The sequence below is a fragment of the Serinicoccus sp. CNJ-927 genome, assembly GCF_001942435.1.
GTDB lineage: Bacteria > Actinomycetota > Actinomycetes > Actinomycetales > Dermatophilaceae > Ornithinicoccus > Ornithinicoccus marinus.
Window position 1 is genome coordinate 57,543 of the sequence record NZ_MKKF01000002.1, and the last position, 22,420, is coordinate 79,962.

A 22,420-nucleotide genomic window follows, 5' to 3' on the forward strand; every position below is an offset into this window, starting at 1 on the left:
GGAGCACGCCCCCTCGCGGACCGAGGGCCAGAAGGTCGACACCGGGACCGCCCAGGAGACCGCGGGCGGCTCGGTGCCGGCGGCGCAGAGCGCCGGCGAGCCGGTCACGATGGCCCGCAAGCAGGGGATGTTCGGCGGGTCGATGGGCAGCGACACCTCGGGCTACGGCGGGCTGGACGCGCCCGTGCTCTTCCCCGGCGCCGCGGAGCGGCCCTACGGCTCCTACTTCGACGAGGTCGTGGACGCCCTGCAGGCGGCCGCCCCGCAGGTTGTCGCCGCCGGGCTGGAGCGCGTGGTCGTCGACCGCGGGGAGCTGACGCTGCACGTGCACCGTGACCACCTGCAGGCGCTCGTCCGCCCGCTGCGGGACGACCCGCGGCTGCGCTTCGAGATCTGCACCGGGGTCTCCGGGGTGCACTGGCCCGAGCAGACCGGCGCGGAGCTGCACGCGGTATACCACTTCCAGTCGATCACCCACGGCGTGCGCCGGGTGCGCATCGAGGTCACCTGTCCGGACGACGACCCGCGAATCCCGTCGATCGTCGGCATCTACCCGGCCAACGACTGGCACGAGCGCGAGACCTGGGACATGTTCGGCATCGTCTTCGAGGGGCACCCGGGGCTGACCCGCATCCTCATGCCGGACGACTGGCCCGGGCACCCGCAGCGCAAGGACTACCCGCTCGGCGGCATCCCGGTCGAGTACAAGGGGGCCACCATCCCGGCTCCCGACCAGCGGAGGAGCTACACCTGATGGCGACCACGCACGACCAGACCAAGGCAGACCAGGGCGCCGACTACCTCGGCGGCACCCCGACGGACCTGTATGCCGAGGGCGGACCGACCTCGGACTCCGTCGACGGCGGCGCCGTCTACACCGCCGGTGGCGGCGACTGGGACGACATCGCCAAGGACGTCGCGACCCTCGGCGCGGAGCGCATCGTGGTCAACATGGGGCCGCAGCACCCCTCCACGCACGGCGTGCTCCGGCTCATCCTGGAGCTCGACGGCGAGACCGTGCGGGAGGCCCGTGCGGGGATCGGCTACCTCCACACCGGCATCGAGAAGAACATGGAGTTCCGCACCTGGGTGCAGGGGACCACGTTCTGCACCCGGATGGACTACCTCACGCCGATCTTCAACGAGACCGCCTACTGCCTCTCGGTCGAGAAGCTGCTCGGCATCACCGACCAGATCCCGCAGCGCGCCAGCGACATCCGCGTCCTCATGATGGAGCTCAACCGCATCGGCTCCCACCTCATCGCGCTGGCGACCGGTGGCATGGAGCTGGGTGCCACCACGGTCATGACGACCGGGTTCCGGGAGCGGGAGCGGCTGCTGCGCTTCTTCGAGGCCGTGTCGGGGCTGCGCATGAACAACGCCTACGTCCGGCCCGGCGGCGTCGCCCAGGACGTCCTGCCCGAGCACCTGGACCAGTTCGAGGCCGAGCTGCCCGCGCTGCGGCGCGGGATCGGCGAGCTGGAGAAGCTGCTGCTGGAGAGCCCGGTCCTCAAGGGCCGCACCGTCGACGTGGGCTACCTCTCCCTCGCCAGCTGCATGGCGCTGGGCATCACCGGACCGATCCTGCGCTCGACCGGCCTGCCGCACGACCTGCGCAAGGACGAGCCCTACTGCGGCTACGAGACCTACGACTTCGACGTCATCACCCGCCGCGACATGGACGCCTACAGCCGCATCTGCATCCGGCTGGACGAGATCTGGCAGTCGCTGCGGATCGCCGAGCAGGCCATCGCCCGGCTGCGCGCGAGCCAGGGCGAGCCGGTCATGGTGGCCGACAAGAAGATCGCCTGGCCGGCGCAGCTGTCGGTCGGCGCGGACGGGCAGGGCAACAGCCTGGACCACATCCGCCGGATCATGGGCGAGTCCATGGAGTCGCTCATCCACCACTTCAAGCTGGTGACCGAGGGCTTCCGGGTCCCGCCCGGGCAGGCGTATGCCGCGGTGGAGTCGCCCAAGGGCGAGCTGGGGGTGCACGCGGTCTCCGACGGCGGCACCCGGCCCTACCGCGTCCACTTCCGGGACCCGAGCTTCAACAACCTCCAGGCGGCCTCGGCGATGTCCGAGGGCAGCCTGGTCGCCGACGTGATCGTCGCGGTCGCCTCGATCGACCCGGTGATGGGAGGAGTGGACCGATGACGGCTCATGAGCAGGAGGACATGCGCAGCCAGCTCGAGGAGGCCTCCGAGCGGCGCGTCCACCACAGCGTCGCGGGCCACGCGGACCACGGACCGCTCCACCACCACACGCCGCTGCACGCCTCGGAGGAGGCATACCCGGAGGACGTCCGGGCCCAGCTCGTGGCGGACAGCGAGCTCATCATCGCCCGCTACCCGCAGAAGCGCTCCGCGCTGCTGCCGATGCTGCACCTGGTGCAGTCGGTGGACGGCTACGTCACCGGCCGCGGCGTCCAGCTGTGCGCCGAGCTGCTCGACCTGACGACCGCCGAGGTCAGCGGGGTCGCGACCTTCTACACGCAGTACAAGCGGCACCCCAACGGCGAGTACACCGTCGGCGTCTGCACCAACACCCTGTGCGCCATCATGGGCGGCGACCAGATCTTCGACGAGGTGAGCGAGCACCTCGGGGTCGGGCACGACGAGACCACCGAGGACGGCACGATCACCCTCGAGCGGGTCGAGTGCAACGCGGCCTGCGACTACGCGCCGGTGGTCATGGTCAACTGGGAGTTCTTCGACGACCAGACCCCCGAGAGCACCAAGGCGCTGACCGACAGGCTGCGCGCCGGAGAGCCGGTCACCCCGACCCGCGGTCCGTCCCGGGTCTGCACCTTCAAGCAGGTGTCCCGCGTGCTCGCCGGCTTCCCGGACGGCCTGGCCGACGAGGGGCCGGGGGCGGGGGAGCCCTCGCTGCGCGGCACCCTGCTCGCCAAGGAGAAGGGGTGGACCGCACCCCGCCCCGAGCCGGAGACCGACACCGAGCCCACCGCCGAGGGGCAGGCGGGCGGCCTCGCGGCCGGCCAGCACGACTCGGTGAACACGGACGCCAACGACGCCGACGAGGTCCCGACCTCCGAGGGCGTCAAGGACGTCGACGAGACGCACGAGGGAGACGACGCGTGAGCACGCAGCTGACCCCCATCCTCTCCGCCTTCTGGGACGCCGAGCGGTCCTGGACGCTGGAGACCTACGAGCAGCACGAGGGCTATCAGGCTCTCCGGGCCGCGCTGACGACGGACCCGGCGGACCTGGTCGCGGCGGCCAAGGAGTCCGGCCTGCGCGGACGCGGCGGCGCCGGCTTCCCGACCGGCATGAAGTGGGGCTTCCTGCCCCCGCCGGACGGCGGCCCCCGCTACCTCGTCGTCAACGCCGACGAGTCCGAGCCGGGCACCTGCAAGGACACCCCGCTGCTCATGGCCGCCCCGCACTTCCTCATCGAGGGCATGGTCATCACCTCGTTCGCGATCGGGTGCAACCACGCGTTCATCTACCTCCGGGGAGAGATCGTGCACGTCTACCGCCGGCTCATGCGGGCCGTCGAGGAGGCGTATGCCGCGGGCTACCTCGGCAAGGACATCCTCGGCACCGGCTTCGACCTGGACATCACCGTGCACGCGGGCGCCGGGGCATACATCTGCGGCGAGGAGACCGCGCTGCTGGACTCCCTCGAGGGCCGACGTGGGCAGCCGCGCCTCAAGCCGCCGTTCCCCGCCGTCGCGGGCCTCTACGCACGGCCCACCGTCGTCAACAACGTCGAGTCCATCGCCTCGGTGCCGCCGATCGTGCTGCACGGGGCGGACTGGTTCGCCGGCATGGGCACCGAGAAGTCCCAGGGCTTCGGGCTCTTCAGCCTCTCCGGGCACGTCGAGCGTCCCGGACAGTACGAGGCGCCGCTCGGCATCACGCTGCGCGAGCTCATCGACATGGCCGGCGGGATGCGTGGCGGCAAGAAACTGAAGTTCTGGACCCCTGGCGGGTCCTCGACGCCGATCTTCACCGACGAGCACCTCGACGTGCCGCTCGACTTCGAGTCGGTGGCGGCGGAGGGGTCCATGCTGGGCACCCGCGCGCTGCAGATCTTCGACGAGTCCGTCTCGGTCGTCCGTGCGGTCTCGCGGTGGATCGACTTCTACGCCCACGAGTCGTGCGGCAAGTGCACCCCGTGCCGCGAGGGCACCTTCTGGCTCAAGCAGATCCTGGCCCGGCTGGAGGCCGGCCAGGGTCGCGAGGGCGACATCGAGAAGCTCGACGACATCTGCGACAACATCCTCGGCCGCAGCTTCTGCGCGCTGGGCGACGGTGCCACCAGCCCCGTCACGTCCGGCATCAAGTACTTCCGCGAGGAGTTCGAGCAGGGGATGCACACCCCGTGGCACGAGCTCTTCCCGGCCGAGCGCAACACCCTCTTCGCGAAGGAGAGCCAGCCCGCATGAGTATCGACACCGACACCCGCGCCGAGCAGGACGCCGAGGTGAAGATGGTCGACGTCACGATCGACGACGTGCCCGTCTCGGTCCCCGAGGGCACCCTGGTCATCCGGGCCGCGGAGCAGGTCGGCATCCACGTCCCGCGCTTCTGCGACCACCCGCTGCTGGAGCCGGTGGGCGCCTGCAGGCAGTGCCTCGTGGACGTGTCGACCCCGGACCGCGAGGGCAACCTCAAGCCCATGCCCAAGCCGCAGGCCTCCTGCACCATCGCCGTCTCCCCGGGGATGGTCGTCAACACCCAGCACACCTCCGAGGTCGCCGACAAGGCGCAGAGCGGTGTGATGGAGCTGCTGTTGGTCAACCACCCGCTGGACTGCCCGGTCTGCGACAAGGGCGGCGAGTGCCCGCTGCAGAACCAGGCGATGTCCGATGGCCGCCCGACGTCCCGCTTCGAGGACGTCAAGCGCACCTTCCCCAAGCCGGTCAACATCTCCAGCCAGGTGCTGCTCGACCGCGAGCGCTGCGTGCTGTGCGCCCGGTGCACCCGCTTCTCGGACCAGATCGCCGGCGACCCGTTCATCGCGCTCATCGAGCGCGGCGCGCTGCAGCAGGTCGGGATCTACGAGGAGAAGCCGTTCGAGAGCTACTTCTCCGGCAACACCGTCCAGATCTGCCCGGTCGGCGCGCTGACCGGCGCCGCTTACCGCTTCCGCTCGCGCCCCTTCGACCTCGTCTCCACCGAGAGCGTCTGCGAGCACTGCGCCGGTGGCTGCGCCATCCGCACCGACCACCGGCGCGGCACCGTCCTGCGCCGGATGGCGCTGAACGACCCCGAGGTCAACGAGGAGTGGAACTGCGACAAGGGGCGCTGGGCGTTCGCCTACCCCACGCTCCCGGACCGGCTGCACGACCCGGTCGTCCGCGGTGCCGACGGCGACTACGCCGTCAGCTCCTGGCGTGATGCCTACGCCGCGGCGGCCGCGGGCCTCACCACGGCCCGCGACGCGGGGGGTGTCGGTGTCCTGCCCGGTGGCCGGGGCAGCGTCGAGGACCTGTATGCCTACGCCAAGCTGGCTCGGGTCGCGCTCGGCACCCACGACGTCGACCACCGCGCCCGCCCGCACAGCGCCGAGGAGGAGGACTTCCTCGCCTCGACCGTGGTCGGGACCCGCGACGTGAGCTACACCGACCTCGAGCACGCGACCTCGGTGCTGCTCGTGGGCCTGGAGGCCGAGGAGGAGGCCGCGATGGTCTTCCTGCGGCTCCGCAAGGCGATGCGCAAGAACGCGACCCAGGTCTACGCCGTGGCGCCCTGGGCCACCCGCGGCCTGGAGAAGATGGCCGGCACGCTGCTGCCCGCCGCACCGGGCACCGAGGCAGAGGTGCTGCAGGCCCTGACCACGCGTCGGGAGCAGGGCGGCCAGAAGCAGGTGGACGGCGCGACGAGCCCGCTCGAGCAGGACAGCTTCGACGCCGCCTCCGACGCGCTCGGCGAGCGCGCGGTCATCCTGGTCGGCGAGCGCCTCGGCATGGTGCCGGGCGCGTTGTCCGCCGCCGTCCGGCTGGCGCGGGCCACCGGTGCCCGCCTGGCCTGGGTGCCGCGCCGCGCCGGCGAGCGGGGCGGTGTGGAGATGGGAACGCTGCCGGGCCTGCTGCCCGGTGGCCGACCGGTCTCCGACGGCACCGCCCGCCACGAGGTCGCCACGCGCTGGGGCCTGGACGGTGCCGCGCTGCCGGCCGGTCCCGGCCGGGACGCCACCGCGATCCTCGAGGCCGCCGCGTCCGGCGAGCTGGGCGCGCTCGTCGTCGGGGGCGTCGAGATCGACGACCTGCCCGACCCCGAGCTCGCCCGACGCGCGCTGGCGCGTGCCTTCGTCGTGTCGCTGGAGGTCCGCGAGAGCGCGGTCCATGAGTTCGCCGACGTCATCCTCCCCGTCGCGCCGCACCAGGAGAAGTCCGGGTCGTTCCTCAACTGGGAGGGCCGCCCGCGGCCCTTCGACCGGGCGATCGAGTCCGGCGCGAGCTCGGACCACGTCATCCTGGACCGCCTGGCCGGCGCGATGGGCGTCACCCTGGGCACCGGCACCCTGCCCGCGGTCCGGCAGGAGATCCAGGCGCTCGGCGACTGGTCCGGTGACCGGACCGGCCTGCCGGACGTGCCCGCCACCGGGCCGGCGGCTGTCGGCCCCGGCGAGGCGGTGCTGGCGACCTGGCACCAGGTGCTCGACGCGGGCCGGCTGCAGGACGGGGAGCCCTTCCTCGCCGGCACCCGGCACACCCCGGTGGCCCGCATCTCGGCGGTCACCGCGGCCTCGCTCGGCGTCGTCGACGGCGATCCGGTCGAGGTGTCCACCGACCGGGGCGGCATCGCGCTGCCCGCCGCGATCACCCCGATGCCCGACGGCGTGGTGTGGGTGCCGGCCAACCAGGTGGGCTCGACGGTGCGGCCGACGCTGGGCGTCGGCGCCGGTGACGTCGTGCGCCTGGCCGGCGCCGCTGCCCCCGCCGCCGCCACGACCACGCGAGGTGAGGCATGAACCTGCTGACGGCATACCCCGAGCTCGCGGCGAGCGTGCAGCTGCTCACCGAGGACCTCCCGGCCGCCGACTTCAGCGACACCCCCTGGTGGCTGTCGCTGATGAAGGCCTCGCTGCTCTTCGTCTACGTGATGCTCTCGGTCGTCATCGTCATCTGGTTCGAGCGGCGCATCATCGGCCAGATGCAGCAGCGCCCCGGCCCGAACCGCCTCGGCCCGCTCGGGCTGCTGCAGACCGTGGCCGACGGCATCAAGCTGTTCCTCAAGGAGGACGTCACGCCCAAGGGCGCGGACAAGCTGATGTTCTACGCGGCGCCGCTGATCGTGGCCTCGCTCGCCTTCGTCTCCTTCGCCATCATCCCCATGGGCGGCGACGTCGAGATGTTCGGCCACACCACGCCGCTGCAACTCACCGACACCCCGGTCGCGGTGCTCCTCGTGCTCGCCGTCGCCGGTGTCTCCGCCTACGGCTTCGTCCTCGCCGGCTGGTCCTCGGGCTCGACCTACCCGCTGCTCGGCGGGCTGCGCTCGACGGCGCAGGTCATCTCCTACGAGATCGCGATGGGACTTTCCCTCGTCGCCGTCTTCCTCTACGCCGGGTCGATGTCGACCAGCCAGATCGTCGAGGCCCAGCAGCAGACCACCGTGCTGGGCATCCCGCTGTGGTACGTCGTGCCGCTCTTCTTCAGCTTCGTCGTCTACGTCATCACGATGATCGGCGAGACCAACCGGCTGCCCTTCGACCTCGCCGAGGGCGAGGGCGAGCTCGGCGGTGGCTTCCACACCGAGTACTCCTCGATGAAGTTCGGCATGTTCTTCCTCGGCGAGTACATCAACATGTTCACCGTCTCGGCGCTGGCGACCACGCTCTTCATGGGCGGCTGGCACGCGCCGTGGCCGCTCAACCTCGTCGGCGACGGCATGCTCGACCAGGGCTGGTGGGGCCTGCTGTGGTTCACCCTCAAGATGTGGGCCTTCATCTTCTTCTACGTCTGGGTCCGCGGGTCGCTGCCGCGCGTCCGCTACGACCAGTTCATGGCGCTGGGGTGGAAGATCCTCATCCCGCTGTCCCTCGTGTGGGTCGTCGCGGTCATGCTCATCCGGTCGGCCCAGGAGGGCTACTTCGGCGAGGGCCGCTGGGTGACCGTGCTCACCCTCGGCGGCATCGGCGTCTTCGTCCTCATCGGGATCCTCGTCTGGGACCGGTATGCCCAGCGCCGCGCCGCGGCGAAGGAGGAGGCGCGCGAGGTCCCCGAGGAGATCGACCCGTTCGCGGACGGCTACCCTGTCCCGCCGATGCCCGGTCAGCGGCTCGTCGAGCCGCGGCCCGCGGTCGAGCAGGCCGCCCCGGTGACCGTCCCCGCGGGGCGCCCCGACCGACACCGACGACGCACGCACGAGCCCGACCGATGAGAAGGAGAGCCGTGGCTGACCCGACCGAGCCTCAGCACGCCCCCGAGCCCGCCCGCCGGGAGGACGCCGCGACCCCGGCCCGCCCCGGGCGCGACGTCGATCCCGCGGGCGGCAAGAAGGAGCCCGGCGTCCTGGGTCAGCTCTTCGCACCCGTCGCCGGCTTCGGGGTGACCTTCGCCACGATGTTCCGCAAGGTCCCGACGCAGGAGTACCCCGAGGAGAAGCGCCCGACCGCCACCCGCTACCACGGGCGGCACCAGCTCAACCGGCACCCGGACGGGCTGGAGAAGTGCGTCGGCTGCGAGCTGTGCGCCTGGGCGTGCCCGGCGGACGCGATCTACGTCGAGGGAGCGGACAACACCGACGAGGCCCGCTTCAGCCCCGGCGAGCGCTACGGCCGCGTCTACCAGATCAACTACCTGCGGTGCATCTTCTGCGGGCTGTGCATCGAGGCCTGCCCGACGCGCGCCCTGACGATGACCAACGAGTACGAGCTGGCCGACTCCGAGCGGGCGCCGCTCATCTACGAGAAGCACCAGCTGCTCGCGCCGCTGCGCCCGGACATGCTCGCGCCGCCGTTCCCCATGGTCGAGGGCATGGAGGAGCGCGACTACTACCAGGGCAAGGTCACCGGCCCCACGCAGGCGCAGCGGGACTACGTGCAGTCACGTGAGGACAGCGGGCGCGACGTCGAGGTCGGGTCGTGACCCCCGACCGGATCGACGGCATGGAGGTCGGACTGTTCTGGGTGCTCGCCATCGTCGCCGTCATGGGCGCCCTCGGGCTGCTTTTCGCGCGCAAGGCCGTGCACGCCGCGATGGGGATGGCCATGACGATGATCAGCCTCGGCGTCATCTACATCGTGCAGCGGGCCGAGTTCGTCGGCATCATCCAGATCTTCGTCTACTCCGGCGCCGTGATGATGCTCTTCCTCTTCGTCGTCATGCTCGTTGGCGTGGACGCCTCCGACTCGACCGTGGAGACGCTGCGCGGGCAGCGGGTTTGGGCCTTCGGGCTGGGCGCGCTCTTCGTCGTCGTCGCGACGGTGGCCCTGGCGCAGGTGTCCTGGCCGCAGGCCGTCGGGCTCGAGGCGGTGCAGGCCGAGGGCAGCGTCACGGCCCTGGCCCGCGAGATCTTCGAGCGGCAGGTGCTGACCTTCGAGACGCTCGGCGCCCTGCTGGTCATCGCGGTCATGGGCGCGATGGTGCTGGCGCACCGGGAGCGGCTGACGCCGCGGCGCACGCAGCGGGAGACCTCGCGGGACAAGCTGCGCTCGGGCCAGTGGCTCGCCGGCAAGCCCAACCCCGGGGTGTATGCCCGGCACAACGCCGCGGACACGCCGGCGCTCGCGCCCGACGGCAGCCCGATCGAGGAGTCGGTGCCGCGGGTCCTTGTCGCGCGCGGCCAGGTCACCAACCCGGCGGAGTACCGTCTGGCCGGGTCGACCGGGCGCGCGGACGGTCAGCCGCCGGCCGAGCAGTCGCCGCAGGACCTGCCCTCGGGCACCAACGCCGCCGTCGACAACCGCGGCCACGACGTCGAGCCGGAGGCGGACCTGGGCGACAGCGGCCAGGGCACCGACGAGCAGGGGAGGGGTGAGCACTGATGGGGCTCGAGGCATACATCTATCTGTCCGTGGTGCTCTTCGCGCTCGGCTCGGTCACCGTGCTCACGCGCCGCAACACCATCATCGTCTTCATGGGCATCGAGCTCATGCTCAACGCCTGCAACCTGGCGTTGGTCACCTTCGCCCGCATGCACGGCACCCTCGACGGGCAGGTCTACACCCTGTTCGTCATGGTCGTCGCCGCAGCCGAGGTCGTCGTCGGGCTGGCGATCATCATGTCCATCTTCCGTGCGCGCCGGTCGGCCTCGGTCGACGACGCCAACCTGCTGAAGCTGTAAGGAGCGCTCGTGTCTGTGCACGACCTGAGTCAGGGCCTGGCCTCGGTCAGCCTGACCCTCGCCGACGACCCGGGCGGTCTCGGCGCGACCCAGGCCACCCAGGCCGACGGCATCGCCGGCCTGGGCTGGCTGATGATCGCGCTGCCGCTGATCGGTGCGGCCTTGCTGCTCCTGGGCGGGCGGATGACCGACCGCTGGGGCCCGGCCCTGGCGACGCTGCTGTCCTGGGCGAGCTTCGCCGTGGGCGTCGCGGTCATCGTCCAGCTCACCGGGCTCCCCGCGGAGGAGCGCTCGCTGTCGGTGCCGCTGTGGGACTGGGTGAGCGTCGGCGAGCTGTCGCTGACCGCGGGGCTGCTGCTGGACCCGTTGTCGCTGGCCTTCGTCATGCTCATCACCTTCGTGGGCAGCCTCATCCACGTCTACTCGCTGGGCTACATGGAGGGCGACCCGGACAAGCGCCGGTTCTTCGCCTACCTCAACCTCTTCGTGGCGGCGATGCTCATCCTGGTGCTCGCCGACTCCTACCTGCTGCTTTTCGTCGGCTGGGAGGGCGTGGGTCTGGCGTCCTACCTGCTCATCGGCTTCTGGAACTGGAACCCGGAGTATGCCGCGGCCGCCAACAAGGCCTTCGTCGTCAACCGCGTCGGTGACGTCGGGCTCATCACGGCCATGGCGATCATGCTCGCGACCTTCGGGGCGCTGGACTTCGCGACGGTGCACGGCAACGCCTCCGGCGCGGGCGACCTCACGCTGACCCTGATCGGGCTCGCGCTGCTGCTCGGGGCCTGCGGCAAGTCGGCGCAGTTCCCGCTGCAGAGCTGGCTGGGTGACGCGATGGCCGGCCCGACCCCGGTCTCGGCCCTGATCCACGCGGCGACGATGGTCACCGCCGGTGTCTACCTCGTCGCCCGCAGCCAGGCGATCTACGACCTCACCCCGGATGCCCGGCTCGTCGTGGCGATCGTCGGTGCGGTCACGCTGCTCTACGGCGCGATCGTCGGCTGCGCCAAGGACGACATCAAGAAGGCGCTGGCCGCCTCGACGAGTCCCAGATCGGCTACATGATGCTCGCGGTCGGGCTCGGCCCGGTCGGCTACCTCTACGCGATCTTCCACCTGGTGACGCACGGCTTCTTCAAGGCCAACATGTTCCTCGGGGCCGGCTCGGTCATGCACGCGATGAACAACCGGGTCGACATGCGCAGCTTCGGTGCGCTACGGACCGACATCAAGATCACCTGGCTCACGTTCATGGCGGGCTGGCTGGCCATCATCGGCTTCCCGTTCACCGCGGGCTGGTACTCGAAGGACTACATCATCGAGACCGCCTTCGCCGAGCCGGGCTGGCGCGCTTGGGTCTTCGGCGGCATCGCGCTGCTGGGCGCCGGGATCACCGCGTTCTACATGTCGCGCCTGTTCTTCATGACTTTCTTCGGGGAGAAGCGCTGGGAGGAGAACGACCACCCGCACGAGTCGCCGCTGCTCATGACGGTGCCGATGATGGTGCTGGCCCTGGGCTCGTTGGTTCTCGGTGCGGTGCTCTACCCGACCGGCATCATCACCGCCTGGCTGGAGCCGGTCTTCGGTCACGCCGAGCACGGTGAGCCGCTCATCCCGGTCCTGGCGATCCAGATCCTGGCCTTCGTGCTCATGGTGATCGGCGCCGGCCTGGCCTGGATGATGTATGCCCGCCGCGAGGTCCCCCGCACCGCGCCGCGGGCCAGCCTGGTCACCGTGGCGGCGCGCCGCGACCTCTTCCAGGACGACGTCAACGACGCGCTCTTCACCGGGCCGACGATGGCCCTGGCGCGCACTGCCGTCGACGCCGACAGCACCCTCGTCGAGGGCAGCGTGACCGGCGGCACGACCGGCGGCCTCAACGCCGCCTCCGGCCTGCTGCGCCGCGCGCAGAACGGCTTCGTCCGCTCCTATGCCCTGACGATGCTCCTGGGCGTCGTCGCGATCCTCGGCGCAGTCTGGGTGATGCAGTGATGAACTTCCCCTGGTTGACCACGCTCCTCGTGCTGCCGCTCGTCGGCGCGCTCCTGGTCTCGCTGCTGCCCAAGGGCAGTGCCCTGGTGCGCCCCGTCGCCCTCGGCGTCGCCCTGCTCACCCTCGCGGTCGGCATCGGCGCCGCCACGCAGTACCGCTTCGGCGGCGGCGGCAGCGGCGGCGAGCAGTTCCAGCTCACCGAGGTCTACTCCTGGATCCCGCAGTTCGGCGTCTCCTACGCCCTGGGCGTCGACGGCATCTCGCTGTCGATGATCCTGCTCGCGCTGGTGCTCGTGCCGATCTGCATCGTCGCCGCCTGGGACGACGTGCCCGCGGTGGGCCGCCGCCAGCACGCCTACTTCGCCCTCATGCTGGCGCTGACCTCGATGATGGTCGGTGTCTTCGCCGCGATCGACGTCTTCCTCTTCTACGTCTTCTTCGAGGCGATGCTCATCCCGGTGTACTTCCTCATCGGGGTCTTCGGCGGCACCCGCCGGGCCAGGGCGGCGACCAGCTTTCTGATCTACTCGCTCGCGGGCGGGCTCATCATGCTGGTCGCGGTCATCGGGGTCTACCTGGCCGGCCCGCGCGGCACCGACGGCTTCCTGCTGTCCAACCTCACCGGGCTCGACCTCTCGGTGGAGGCGGGCCGCTGGCTCTTCCTCGGCTTCTTCATCGCCTTCGCGATCAAGGCGCCGATGTGGCCGGTGCACACCTGGCTGCCGCTCGCGGCCGAGCAGGCCCGGCCGGCGACCTCGGTCCTGCTGGTGGGCGTGCTCGACAAGGTCGGCACCTACGGCATGATCCGCTTCTGCCTGGCGCTCTTCCCCGAGGCCAGCCAGTGGGCGACCCCGGTGATCCTCGCCCTGGCGCTGGTCTCGCTCTTCGTGGGCGCCTTCCTCGCCATCGGGCAGACCGACATGCTGCGGCTCATCAGCTACACCTCGATCAGCCACTTCGGCTTCATCGTGCTGGGCATCTTCGCCTTCACGACGGTCAGCCAGACCGGCGCGACGCTCTACATGGTCAACCACGGCTTCACCACCGCCGGGCTGTTCCTCGTCGCCGGCATGCTCATCGTCCGGCGCGGCTCGCGCGACCTGCGTGACTTCGGCGGCTGGCAGCGGGTCACCCCGCTCGTGGCCGGCGCGCTGCTCGTCTCCGGCCTCTCCGGCCTGGCGCTGCCCGGCCTGAACTCCTTCGTCAGCGAGTTCCTCGTCATCGTCGGCACCTTCGGCCGGCACCCGTGGCTGGGGATCATCTCCGCCCTGGGCGTCATCCTCGCGGCCGTCTACATCTTGGTGATGTACCAGAAGGTCGCGACCGGGCCGAGGCCCGAGGGCGCCGAGGTCGAGGGCATACCCGACATGAGCGGGCGGGAGAAGTGGGTCGTGGCCCCGATCATCGCCGCCTTCCTGGTCCTCGGCTTCTACCCCAAGCCCGTCCTGGACCTGCTGGAGCCGGCCGTCGAGCAGACGCTGCAGACCGTCGGGATCAGCGACGTCTCCCCCGCTGTCGACACGACCGCCGACCACTCGACCGAAGGGAGTGACCACTGATGGGTGGCTCCATGTTCGTCGCGCCGGACATCAACTACACGGCGCTGCTCCCGATGATCATCGTCTTCGTCGGCGGGCTGGTCGGGGTCACCGTGGAGGGCTTCGCCTCGCGGCGGACCCGGTATGCCGTGCAGGTGCCGCTCTCGGTCGCCACGCTCGTGCTGGCGCTGGTCGCGCTGGTGCTGCTCGGTCGGGACAACCAGGGACTCACCGCCGCCGACACGGTCGCCGTGGACGGCGTGGCGCTCTCGCTGCAGGGGCTCGTGCTCGTGCTGTCGATCCTCGGTCTGCTCGCGATGAGCGAGCGCTTCGGGGGCCAGCAGCCGGACGCCTTCACCCAGTCCGGGGTCTCGACCCCCGGCTCGGCGGAGGAGACCCTGGCCACCAAGGTCGGGGCCACCACCACCGAGGTCTACCCGCTGACGCTCATGTCGGTCGGGGGCATGATGCTCTTCGTCGCGGCCAACGACCTGCTGCTGCTCTTCGTCGCCCTGGAGATCCTCTCGCTGCCGCTCTACGTCCTCACCGGGCTCGCGCGGCGCCGGCGGCTGCTGTCGCAGGAGGCCTCGCTGAAGTACTTCCTGCTCGGCAGCTTCTCCTCGGCCTTCTACCTCTTCGGAGCGGTCCTGCTCTACGGCTACGCCGGCTCGATGCGCTTCGCCGACATCGCCGCCGCCATCAGCACCGGCGTCGGCATGGACGGCCTGCTCGTGCCGGGCGTGCTGCTGGTCGCCGTCGGCCTGCTCTTCAAGGTCAGTGCCGTGCCCTTCCACGCGTGGACGCCGGACGTCTACCAGGGCGCCCCGACCCCGGTCACCGGCTTCATGGCCGCCTGCACCAAGGTCGCCGCCTTCGGCGCGATGCTCCGCGTGCTCTACGTCGCCGTCGAGGGCGCGCGGCTGGAGTGGCAGCCGGTCATCGCGGTCGTCGCGGCGCTGTCGATGATCGGCGGCGCCCTGTTGGCGATCGTGCAGACCGACGTCAAGCGCATCCTGGCCTACTCCTCGATCGCCCACGCCGGCTTCATCCTCACCGGGGTCGTGGCACTGGACGTGGCCGGTGTCTCCAGCACGATGTTCTACCTCGCGACCTACGGCTTCATGACGATCCCGGCCTTCGCGATCGTGGCGCTGGTCCGCAGCGCCGGCACCGAGGCCACCCTGGTCGACCAGTGGTCCGGCCTGGGCCGGCGCTCCCCGTGGATCGCCGCCTGCTTCACCTTCCTGCTCATGGCCTTCACGGGCATCCCGCTCACCTCTGGGTTCACCGGCAAGTTCGCGGTCTTCTCCGCGGCGATGAGCCAGGGCTGGGCGTGGCTGGCCGTCATCGGTGTCCTCGCCAGCGCGGTTACCGCCTACATCTACTTCGTGCTCGTCGTGCAGATGTGGCTCGGGGACGCCGACGCCGGCGGTGACACGGTCGTGGTCCGTCCGTCGTGGATGACCTCGGTCGCGATCCTCGTCGGGGTCGCCATGACCCTGGCCCTGGGCGTCATGCCCTCCCCGGTCCTCGACCTGGCGCAGAGCACCGCGGCGTTCCTGCGGTGAGACCCCCGAGCATCCCGGGTGCCGACGAGGAGCTGACCGGTCGGGTCGAAGCGGGTCTGGCCCGGGTCACGCAGCGGCTGGAGGAGGTCGTCGACCACGACGACCCCTTCGTCTCCGAGGCCAACCACCACCTCGCGGGCGCCGGCGGCAAGGGCTTCCGGCCGTTGCTCACGCTGCTCGCCAGCGAGGTCGGCGACGGCTGGGACGAGCGGGTCGTCGATGCCGCCGTCGGGGTCGAGCTGACCCACCTGGCCTCGCTCTACCACGACGACGTCATGGACGAGGCGGAGCTGCGGCGGGGGGTGGAGAGCGCCAACGCCCGCTACGGCAACTCCACCGCGATCCTCGTGGGTGACCTGCTCTTCGGCACCGCGTCCTCGGTGGTGGCCGGGCTCGGTGCGGAGGCGGTGCGGATCCAGGCGGACACCTTCGTGCGGCTGTGCGCCGGCCAGATCCGCGACGACCGGCAGGCCGACGCCGAGCTGCCCAGCGACCAGGCGGTCCAGGCATACCTCGAGATCCTCGAGGACAAGACCGGGGCGCTCATCGCGACCGCGGCTCGCTACGGCGCGATGTTCGGCGGCTGCGACGAGGCGACGACCCGCACGCTGACGGCCTACGGCGAGAAGGTCGGCGTCGTCTTCCAGCTCGCCGACGACCTGCTCGACGTCGCCTCCGACGCGCAGGTGTCCGGCAAGACCCCGGGCACCGACCTGCGCGAGGGCAAGGCGACGCTGCCGGTGCTCTACGCCCGGGGCAGCGAGGACCCCGCCGACGCCCGGCTGCTCGAGCTCACTCGCGGCCCGGTCGAGGACGCCGACGAGCTCGCCGAGGCGCTGACCCTGCTGCGCGCGCACCCCGCGATGACCCAGGCGCGGGAGCACACCCTGCGGGTCGCCGCGCAGGCCCGGGAGCTGCTGGAGGGCCTGCCCGACTCACCCGCGGTCGCGGCGCTACGGGCCCTCGTCGACGGCGTCGCCGACCGCTCCCGCTGAGCACCACCACGTCCAGCGCCACGTCAGCGGCCCACCCCACTCACCGACCGACACCGCGCCCTCCCGCCCTACCCTCCCCGGGTATGCCAGTGCCTCAGCCGCGACGACCGCGGCCCGGGTAGACGTGGGCCACGCCGGGGCGGGGCACGCTGTCGCCGAGGTAGGGGTAGGCGCTGGTGCCGCCCTCGCCGGGGTGCTGGACGCTGACGAGCACCGAGCGGTCCTGCCAGTCGATCACGGGACCGCAGCACTCCGCGCCGGTCGGCACCGAGAGGAACTGCTGCACCAGGCCGCGGTCCCGGCCGCGGGTCGGCATGCGGAAGAGGCCGTCGCAGGTGCCGATCGTGCCGGGGGCGCCGTCGGTGGAGATCCACAGGTGGCCGGGCTCGCCGTCGAAGGCCACGTTGTCAGGGCAGCTGATGGGGGTGACCTCCCGGCGGTCCATGCCGGAGAAGTAGGTGCCCGGGTCCGAGGGGTCGCCCGCGACGAGCACGATCTTCCAGCGGAAGCGCAGCGCCGCGGCGTCGTCGCCCTGCTCCCGCCACTCGATGACGTGACCGAACTTGTTGTTGGCCCGCGGGTTCGGCTCGTCGATCTGGCCGGGCGTGCGTGCCGTGTTGTTGGTGAGCGCGACGTAGACCCGGCCGGTGTGCGGGTCGGGCTGGACATCCTCGGGACGGTCCATCTTGGTCGGTCCGACCCGGTCCGCGGCGAGCCGGGTCCAGGTGCACACCTCGGCCACGGTCATACCCTCGACCCGGGACTCACCGTCGACGACGAGCGGCAGCCACTCACCGCGCCCGTCGTACTGCCCGTCCTGGAAGCCGTCGCCGGTGAACCGGGCGACGTAGAGGTCACCGTCGGAGAGCAGCTTCAGGTTGTGCCGCTTGTCACCCTCGCGGTAGCGGCGCCGCGAGACGAACTTGTAGATGTAGTCGAAGCGCTCGTCGTCGCCCATGTAGGCCACGGCGCGCCCGTCGTGCGCGAGCCGGATCGTGGCGCCCTCGTGCTTGAACCGGCCGAGCGCCGTGTGCTTGACCGGCGTGGAGCCGGGGTCGTCCGGGTCCACCTCGACGATCCAGCCGAAGCGGTTGACCTCGTGCGGCTCGTCAGCGACCGAGAAGCGCCGGTCCGCCTGCTCCCAGCCACGCCCGCCGGAGGTGATGCCGTAGCGGGCGAGCCTGCCCTCGGGGTCCGGCGCCCCGGTCGAGTCGAAGTACTGGTTGAAGTTCTCCTCGCCGGACAGCACCGTGCCCCAGGGGGTGTCGCCCCCGGCGCAGTTGTTGAGCGTCCCCAGCACGCGGCGCCCGCGGCGGTCGGTGCTGGTGCGCATCCACTCCGCCCCGGCAGCCGGGCCGTCGAGCGCGAAGGTCGTCCAGGCGTGGATGCGGCGGTTGCGGCTCGCGCGCCGCTGGTAGACCCAGGGGGAGCGGTCGTTCTTGCGGCGCACCTCGACCACGGTCATCCCGTGGGCGGCCATCTCGATCTCCGCCTGCTCGGCGGTCACCGACCCGTCCCAGTCGGGGAACATCATCTCGGGGTTCGTGTACTCGTTGTTGAAGACGATCACGCCGCGCCGCCTCGCCCAGCCGCGGTCGCCGTCCTGGCGCAGGGTCAGGTAGTCGGCGTTGTAGCCGGCCTGACCCTTCTGGGCCTCGACCGACTGCCGGTCCACGTCGAAGGCGGGAGCGCCGGGCTCCACCGGGTCGCCCCAGGAGATCACGGGTGCCCAGGTGAAGCCGGTCGGCACCACGAGGTCGTCCACGTCGGCGGGCGTGGGGGAGATGGACGGGAACCCCCGCAGCCGGTGGTCGGTGTCCGGCAGCTCCGAGGCGGCCGCGGCGGCGTCGGGGGCGGCGGCCCAGGCCACGCCGGCCAGCGCAGCGGTCCCCCCGGCGAGGACCGATCGACGACGCACCGCGCCCTGGACCACGTCGCCGAAGTAGGTGTTGTCGCTGGTGTTGGGCACCGGCTGGGAGCAGGCGTCGCCGCAGCGGTAGCGGCACGTCGCCGCGCTCCGGCCCCCCGGGTGGGCGGCGAGGATCGGCAGCAGGCTGCGGCGGGTGGTGGTCGAGGGCATGGACACGGGCGATCCTCCGTGGTCGGTGGGTGGGCGCGGCGGTGCTCCGGGACCGGGGCCGCCGACGTCCTCGAACGTAGGCGCCGGACCCCCTGCGCCGGGCGACACCGAGGTGAATCGTCCACGGCGAGTGGGTGACGGGTCGGGGAACGGGCCCACGGGCATACCCTGGGAGGCCGGAGAGCGGAGGAGGACGACCCGTGAGACGCATGCTGGCGGGACTGTGGGCCATGCTGCCGTTGGCGGTGCTGCTGGTCGCGGTCACGGTGCTGCCGACCCCGCAGCGGGTGCCCAGCCACTGGTCGGGCCGGCTGCCGGACGACTTCGTGGGGGGAGCCGGGTTCCTCTCCGGCGTGCTGGCGACGACCGTGGTGTGCACCGTCGTCGCCGCCCTCACGGCGATCGCCCGCCGCGTCGTGCCCCCGAGCTGGTGCCGCTGGGTGCTGGCCGTGGTCGCGGCGGTCGGCTGGGGCGCTGTGGCGCTCTGGGGCGTCACGGTCTGGCGCGTCGGCATCGACGGGCCGGAGCAGGTGCGGGAGTGGTGGCCGCTGCTCGCGCTCGCCGCGGCAGGGCTCGCCGGACTCGTCGGGTATGCCCTGCACGGCCGGCAGGTCCCGAGCGAGGAGGAGCTGGAGGATCTCGTGCCCGAGCAGGCCCGGGTCCGCCCGGTCCGCGAGCCGCGACCGGTGGAGCCCTGGAGCTCGGACGTGTCGTCGCGCACGCTGCAGGTGCTGGGCGTGGGCCTGGTCGTCGTCTTCGTCGTCGTGGGCGTGGTGGTCTGGTGGACCGGGGAGAGCCTCGCGGTGCTGCTCGTCGTCCTCCTGACCGGTGCCGGCGCCGGCGGGCTCGCGCTGCTGTGGTCCGCGGTCCGGGTCGAGGTGGACGCCACGGGGCTGCGGGTGCGCTCCCGGGTGCTCCCGTGGGGGGTCGTCCGGGTGCCGCGGAGCGGGTCGCCGGGGCGGACGTGCAGCAGCTGGACCCGATGCGGTGGGGCGGGGTCGGGCTCCGGGCACTACCGGACCGCACCGCCTACATCGTCGGCCCCGGCGGAGGACCTGGCATCGTCGTCTACCAGCGCGACGGGCGCCGGCTCGCGCTGCAGATCACCGAGGGTGATGCTGCCGCGCGCGCCGGCGCCGCGACGTTGCTGCAGGCCGCGGGTCAGCGCGTGGGGGAGGGCTCGCTCTCCTGAGCCGACGGTCCGGCGGGTTCCGCGGACCCGTCCGCACGCTCGCCGGCCGCGACGGCCCCCTCGTCCTCCGACCCGTGGCTCATCCCCAGGGTCCGCTCGAGCTGAGCACCCTCGACGTCGACGTCCGGCAGGATGCGGTCCAGCCAGCGCGGCAGCCACCAGGCGCGCTCGCCCAGCAGCGACATCACCGCTGGCGTCAGCGTCATCCGGACACCGAAGGCGTCGACGAGCACCCCCACGGCCAGCCCCAGCCCGATGGGCCGGACCATCGTCAGGTGCGCCCAGACGAAGCCGGCGAAGACGGAGATCATGATGATCGCCGCGGCCGTCACGACCCGCGCGCTGGCGTTGAAGCCGGTGACCACAGCGGTGCGGGCGTCCTTGCCGTGGACCCGCTCCTCGCGCATCGCCGAGACGAGGAAGAGCTGGTAGTCCATCGCCAGGCCGAAGAGAATCCCGATGAGCAGGATCGGCAGGAAGGACAGGATCGGGCCGGCCTCGTTGACCCCGAAGAAGGATGAGGCGAAGCCGAGCTGGTAGACCCCGACGACGGCCCCGAAGGCGGCGCCGACGCTGAGCAGGAAGCCGCCGGTGGCCAGCAGCGGCACCAGGACCGACCGGAACACCAGAAGCAGCAGGACCAGCGACAGGCCCACGACGACGACGAGGTAGATCGGCAGGGCATCGGCGAGCTGCTCGGAGATGTCGATGTTGGCGACCGTCTGCCCGGTGAGCCCCAGCGTCGCGCCCTGCTCCTCGCCGATCTGCTCGACCGCCGGGCCGAGCCGGTCGACGAGCGCCTCGGTGGAGGCGTCGGCCGGGCCGCCCTCAGGCTGGACCCGGAACGCCAGGACGTCGCGGTCGTCGTTGACCCCGGCGGGGAGCACCTGCTCGACACCCTCGACCGCGGCCAGCTCCTCGCCGAGGTCTGCCTGCGCCGTCAGGAGCGCGGTGTCGCCCTCCGCGAGCGGCTCGTCCAGCTCGGCCACGACCAGGACCGGCCCGTTGGCACCGGCGCCGAACTCCTCGCGCACGGTGTCATAGGTGGTGTATGCCGTGGAGCCGGCGGGCTCGCTGCTGCCGTCGGGCAGGCCGAGGCGCAGGTCCAGGGTCGGCCAGGCCAGCGCGCCGACGACGGCCAGCACCCCGAGCACCGCCAGCCAGGGCCGGCGCTGCACCCGGGCGGCCCAGCCGCGGGAGGCGTCGTCGGCGTGCTCGGTCGCCGGGTCCTCCTCGTGCTTGCCCCGGTGTCCCTCGGCGCGCTCCCGCCGGGGCAGCACCTTGTCGCCGATGAGCGAGAGCATCGCCGGGGTCAGGGTGATCGCGACGAGCACGGCGATGGCCACCGTCGCCGCGGCGACCAGGCCCATGACGCCCAGGAACGGGATGCCCGTCAGGGTGAGCGCCACCAGCGCGATGATGACCGTGAGCCCGGCGAAGGTCACGGCGTTGCCGGAGGTGCCCACGGCGAGCGCGATCGAGTCACGCAGCGGCATACCCTGGCGCACCTGCTGCCGGTGCCGGTTGATGAGGAAGAGGGAGTAGTCGATCCCGACGGCGAGCCCGAGCATGAGCGCCAGCACCGGGGTGATCGACTGCATGTCGACCCACTGCGACAGGGCCAGGGCACCGGTGAGCCCGACGCCGACCCCGACCAGGGCCATGAGGATCGGCAGGCCGGCGGCGACGAGGCTGCCGAGCATGACGAGCAGCACGACCGCCGCGACGACCAGACCCACGACCTCCCCGGGGCCGAGCAGGCTGGACAGGTCGTCCGTGATCTCCTTGGAGAAGTCGACGGTCAGGCCCTCGCCCTCGAGGTCGTCGCCGATCCGCTGGATGGCCTCGGTCGTCTCCGGGGGGATGAACCCCTCGGCGTCGGCCACCGACACCTGGGTGAGGGCGACGGTGCCGTCGGTGTTGACCACCCGGAAGCCGTCGGTCAGCTCGACCGTGCGCCGGGCTGCGGCGAGGTCCTCCTCGCCCTGCGCGATCTCTGCCTCGGCGTCCTCGAGCTCGGCGGCGTTCTCCTCGAGCTGGGTCTCGCCCTCGGCGATCTCGGCCTCGCCGGCCTCGAGCTGCTCGGCATTCGCGTCGATCTCCGCCTGGGCGGCCTGCAGCTGTTCCCGACCGGCGTCGAGCTGCTGCTGGCCCGCGGCGATCTCGGCCCGGGCCTGCTCCTCGGCGGCCGGCGGGACCTGCCCGGCGGCGACCCCGGCCTCGAGCTGCTCCAGCTGGGCGTCCAGCTCGGCCTGCGACTCCTCCAGCGTGGCGGCCTGGGCGTCCAGCTCGGCCTGACCGGCCTCGAGCTGCTCCCGGCCCGCGGCGAGCTCCTCACGCGCGGTCTCGAGGTCGGCGCGCCCCTGCTCGAGCTGCTCCCGGCCGTCCTCGAGCTGGGCGCGGCCGTCGGCCAGCTCGGCCTCGCCGTCGGTGATGTCCTGGGGTGCCGAGTCGAGCTCGGCCTGCGCCTCGAAGGGGTCGGTGGAGGTGACGCCGTCCAGGTCCTCCCAGTCCTCCACGGCCCCGGCGATCGCCTCCCGTTGCTCGTCGGTGAAGCCGTCGTCGTTGCGGAAGACCACGGTGCCGGTGGTGCCGGCCGCCTCGGGGATCTCCTCCTGCAAGGTCTGCAGCACCTGCTCGAAGCGGCTGCCGGGGATGGAGAACTCGTTGGACAGAGGCTTGGCGAGCGTGGCCATGCCGGTCACGGTGAGGGCGAGCACGGCGGCCCAGATCGCGATGACGCCGAGCCGGTGGTGGGCGCACCAGCGCCCCAGGCGGTGCAGGAGAGTGGCCACGA

15 protein-coding genes and 1 pseudogene are annotated in these 22,420 nt (G+C 71.8%); 14 read left to right on the top strand and 2 right to left on the bottom strand.

What is annotated here, in order from left to right; genetic code table 11:
* The first annotated feature begins 73 nt into the window (after positions 1-73).
* From BJF86_RS00815 to BJF86_RS00875, 13 genes and pseudogenes are all read left to right on the top strand, one after another.
* Entirely contained in the window at positions 74-754 is a 681-nt protein-coding gene (locus BJF86_RS00815) for an NADH-quinone oxidoreductase subunit C (RefSeq protein WP_075816613.1), read from the top strand.
* Positions 754-2,157 (top strand): NADH-quinone oxidoreductase subunit D, encoded by a 1,404-nt coding sequence (locus BJF86_RS00820; RefSeq protein ID WP_075814470.1) that lies wholly within the window; start codon positions 754-756, stop codon positions 2,155-2,157. The genes BJF86_RS00815 and BJF86_RS00820 overlap by 1 nt, the downstream gene beginning before the upstream one ends.
* On the top strand, positions 2,154-3,101 hold the full coding sequence (gene nuoE, locus BJF86_RS00825; RefSeq protein ID WP_237768018.1) for an NADH-quinone oxidoreductase subunit NuoE: 948 nt from the start codon (positions 2,154-2,156) through the stop codon (positions 3,099-3,101). The genes BJF86_RS00820 and nuoE overlap by 4 nt, the downstream gene beginning before the upstream one ends.
* Complete coding sequence (nuoF, locus tag BJF86_RS00830; protein WP_075816583.1) at positions 3,098-4,411, top strand: NADH-quinone oxidoreductase subunit NuoF; 1,314 nt, start codon at positions 3,098-3,100, stop codon at positions 4,409-4,411. The genes nuoE and nuoF overlap by 4 nt, the downstream gene beginning before the upstream one ends.
* Positions 4,408-6,942, top strand: a complete 2,535-nt coding sequence (locus BJF86_RS00835; protein ID WP_075816584.1) for an NADH-quinone oxidoreductase subunit G — start codon at positions 4,408-4,410, stop codon at positions 6,940-6,942. Before nuoF ends, BJF86_RS00835 begins: the two co-directional genes overlap by 4 nt.
* The gene (nuoH, locus tag BJF86_RS00840; RefSeq protein WP_237768019.1) at positions 6,939-8,354 is read left to right on the top strand and encodes an NADH-quinone oxidoreductase subunit NuoH; all 1,416 of its coding nucleotides are present in this window, start codon (positions 6,939-6,941) and stop codon (positions 8,352-8,354) included. Before BJF86_RS00835 ends, nuoH begins: the two co-directional genes overlap by 4 nt.
* 11 nt (positions 8,355-8,365) lie before the next feature.
* The gene (gene nuoI / locus BJF86_RS00845) at positions 8,366-9,061 is read left to right on the top strand and encodes an NADH-quinone oxidoreductase subunit NuoI (RefSeq protein ID WP_022925202.1); all 696 of its coding nucleotides are present in this window, start codon (positions 8,366-8,368) and stop codon (positions 9,059-9,061) included.
* Positions 9,058-9,960, top strand: a complete 903-nt coding sequence (locus BJF86_RS00850; RefSeq protein WP_075816585.1) for an NADH-quinone oxidoreductase subunit J — start codon at positions 9,058-9,060, stop codon at positions 9,958-9,960. Before nuoI ends, BJF86_RS00850 begins: the two co-directional genes overlap by 4 nt.
* On the top strand, positions 9,960-10,259 hold the full coding sequence (gene nuoK / locus BJF86_RS00855; protein WP_022925204.1) for an NADH-quinone oxidoreductase subunit NuoK: 300 nt from the start codon (positions 9,960-9,962) through the stop codon (positions 10,257-10,259). The genes BJF86_RS00850 and nuoK overlap by 1 nt, the downstream gene beginning before the upstream one ends.
* Before the next feature lie 15 nt (positions 10,260-10,274).
* A pseudogene (nuoL, locus tag BJF86_RS00860) lies at positions 10,275-12,250 on the top strand (NADH-quinone oxidoreductase subunit L).
* Entirely contained in the window at positions 12,250-13,809 is a 1,560-nt protein-coding gene (locus BJF86_RS00865) for an NADH-quinone oxidoreductase subunit M (protein ID WP_075816586.1), read from the top strand. Before nuoL ends, BJF86_RS00865 begins: the two are co-directional and overlap by 1 nt.
* Positions 13,810-13,820: 11 nt before the next feature.
* Positions 13,821-15,356 (top strand): NADH-quinone oxidoreductase subunit NuoN, encoded by a 1,536-nt coding sequence (gene nuoN, locus BJF86_RS00870; RefSeq protein WP_237768020.1) that lies wholly within the window; start codon positions 13,821-13,823, stop codon positions 15,354-15,356.
* Positions 15,353-16,351 carry a polyprenyl synthetase family protein gene (locus BJF86_RS00875; protein WP_075816588.1) on the top strand — a complete coding sequence of 333 codons (999 nt, stop codon included), beginning with the start codon at positions 15,353-15,355 and terminating at the stop codon, positions 16,349-16,351. The genes nuoN and BJF86_RS00875 overlap by 4 nt, the downstream gene beginning before the upstream one ends.
* 94 nt (positions 16,352-16,445) lie before the next feature.
* Here the strand turns inward: BJF86_RS00875 and BJF86_RS00880 are convergent, their stop codons facing one another.
* Complete coding sequence (locus BJF86_RS00880; protein WP_075816589.1) at positions 16,446-18,431, bottom strand: PhoX family protein; 1,986 nt, start codon at positions 18,429-18,431, stop codon at positions 16,446-16,448.
* A 919-nt stretch (positions 18,432-19,350) separates the two neighbouring features.
* On the opposite strand from BJF86_RS00880, the gene BJF86_RS00885 reads away from it, so the two are divergent.
* The gene (locus BJF86_RS00885) at positions 19,351-19,623 is read left to right on the top strand and encodes a hypothetical protein (RefSeq protein WP_075816590.1); all 273 of its coding nucleotides are present in this window, start codon (positions 19,351-19,353) and stop codon (positions 19,621-19,623) included.
* Here BJF86_RS00885 and BJF86_RS00890 read toward each other — a convergent pair.
* Positions 19,593-22,418 (bottom strand): MMPL family transporter, encoded by a 2,826-nt coding sequence (locus BJF86_RS00890; protein ID WP_075816591.1) that lies wholly within the window; start codon positions 22,416-22,418, stop codon positions 19,593-19,595. The genes BJF86_RS00885 and BJF86_RS00890 overlap by 31 nt on opposite strands.
* Positions 22,419-22,420: the final 2 nt, after the last annotated feature.

Bases quoted from the DNA above. Each gene is read 5' to 3' on its own strand.
- BJF86_RS00880 (WP_075816589.1), bottom strand. From the start codon at position 18,431: ATGCCCTCGACCACCACCCGCCGCAGCCTGCTGCCGATCCTCGCCGCC.
- nuoH (WP_237768019.1), top strand. From the start codon at position 6,939: ATGAACCTGCTGACGGCATACCCCGAGCTCGCGGCGAGCGTGCAGCTG.
- nuoE (WP_237768018.1), top strand. From the start codon at position 2,154: ATGACGGCTCATGAGCAGGAGGACATGCGCAGCCAGCTCGAGGAGGCC.
- BJF86_RS00835 (WP_075816584.1), top strand. From the start codon at position 4,408: ATGAGTATCGACACCGACACCCGCGCCGAGCAGGACGCCGAGGTGAAG.
- BJF86_RS00865 (WP_075816586.1), top strand. From the start codon at position 12,250: ATGAACTTCCCCTGGTTGACCACGCTCCTCGTGCTGCCGCTCGTCGGC.
- nuoK (WP_022925204.1), top strand. From the start codon at position 9,960: ATGGGGCTCGAGGCATACATCTATCTGTCCGTGGTGCTCTTCGCGCTC.
- nuoN (WP_237768020.1), top strand. From the start codon at position 13,821: ATGTTCGTCGCGCCGGACATCAACTACACGGCGCTGCTCCCGATGATC.
- BJF86_RS00820 (WP_075814470.1), top strand. From the start codon at position 754: ATGGCGACCACGCACGACCAGACCAAGGCAGACCAGGGCGCCGACTAC.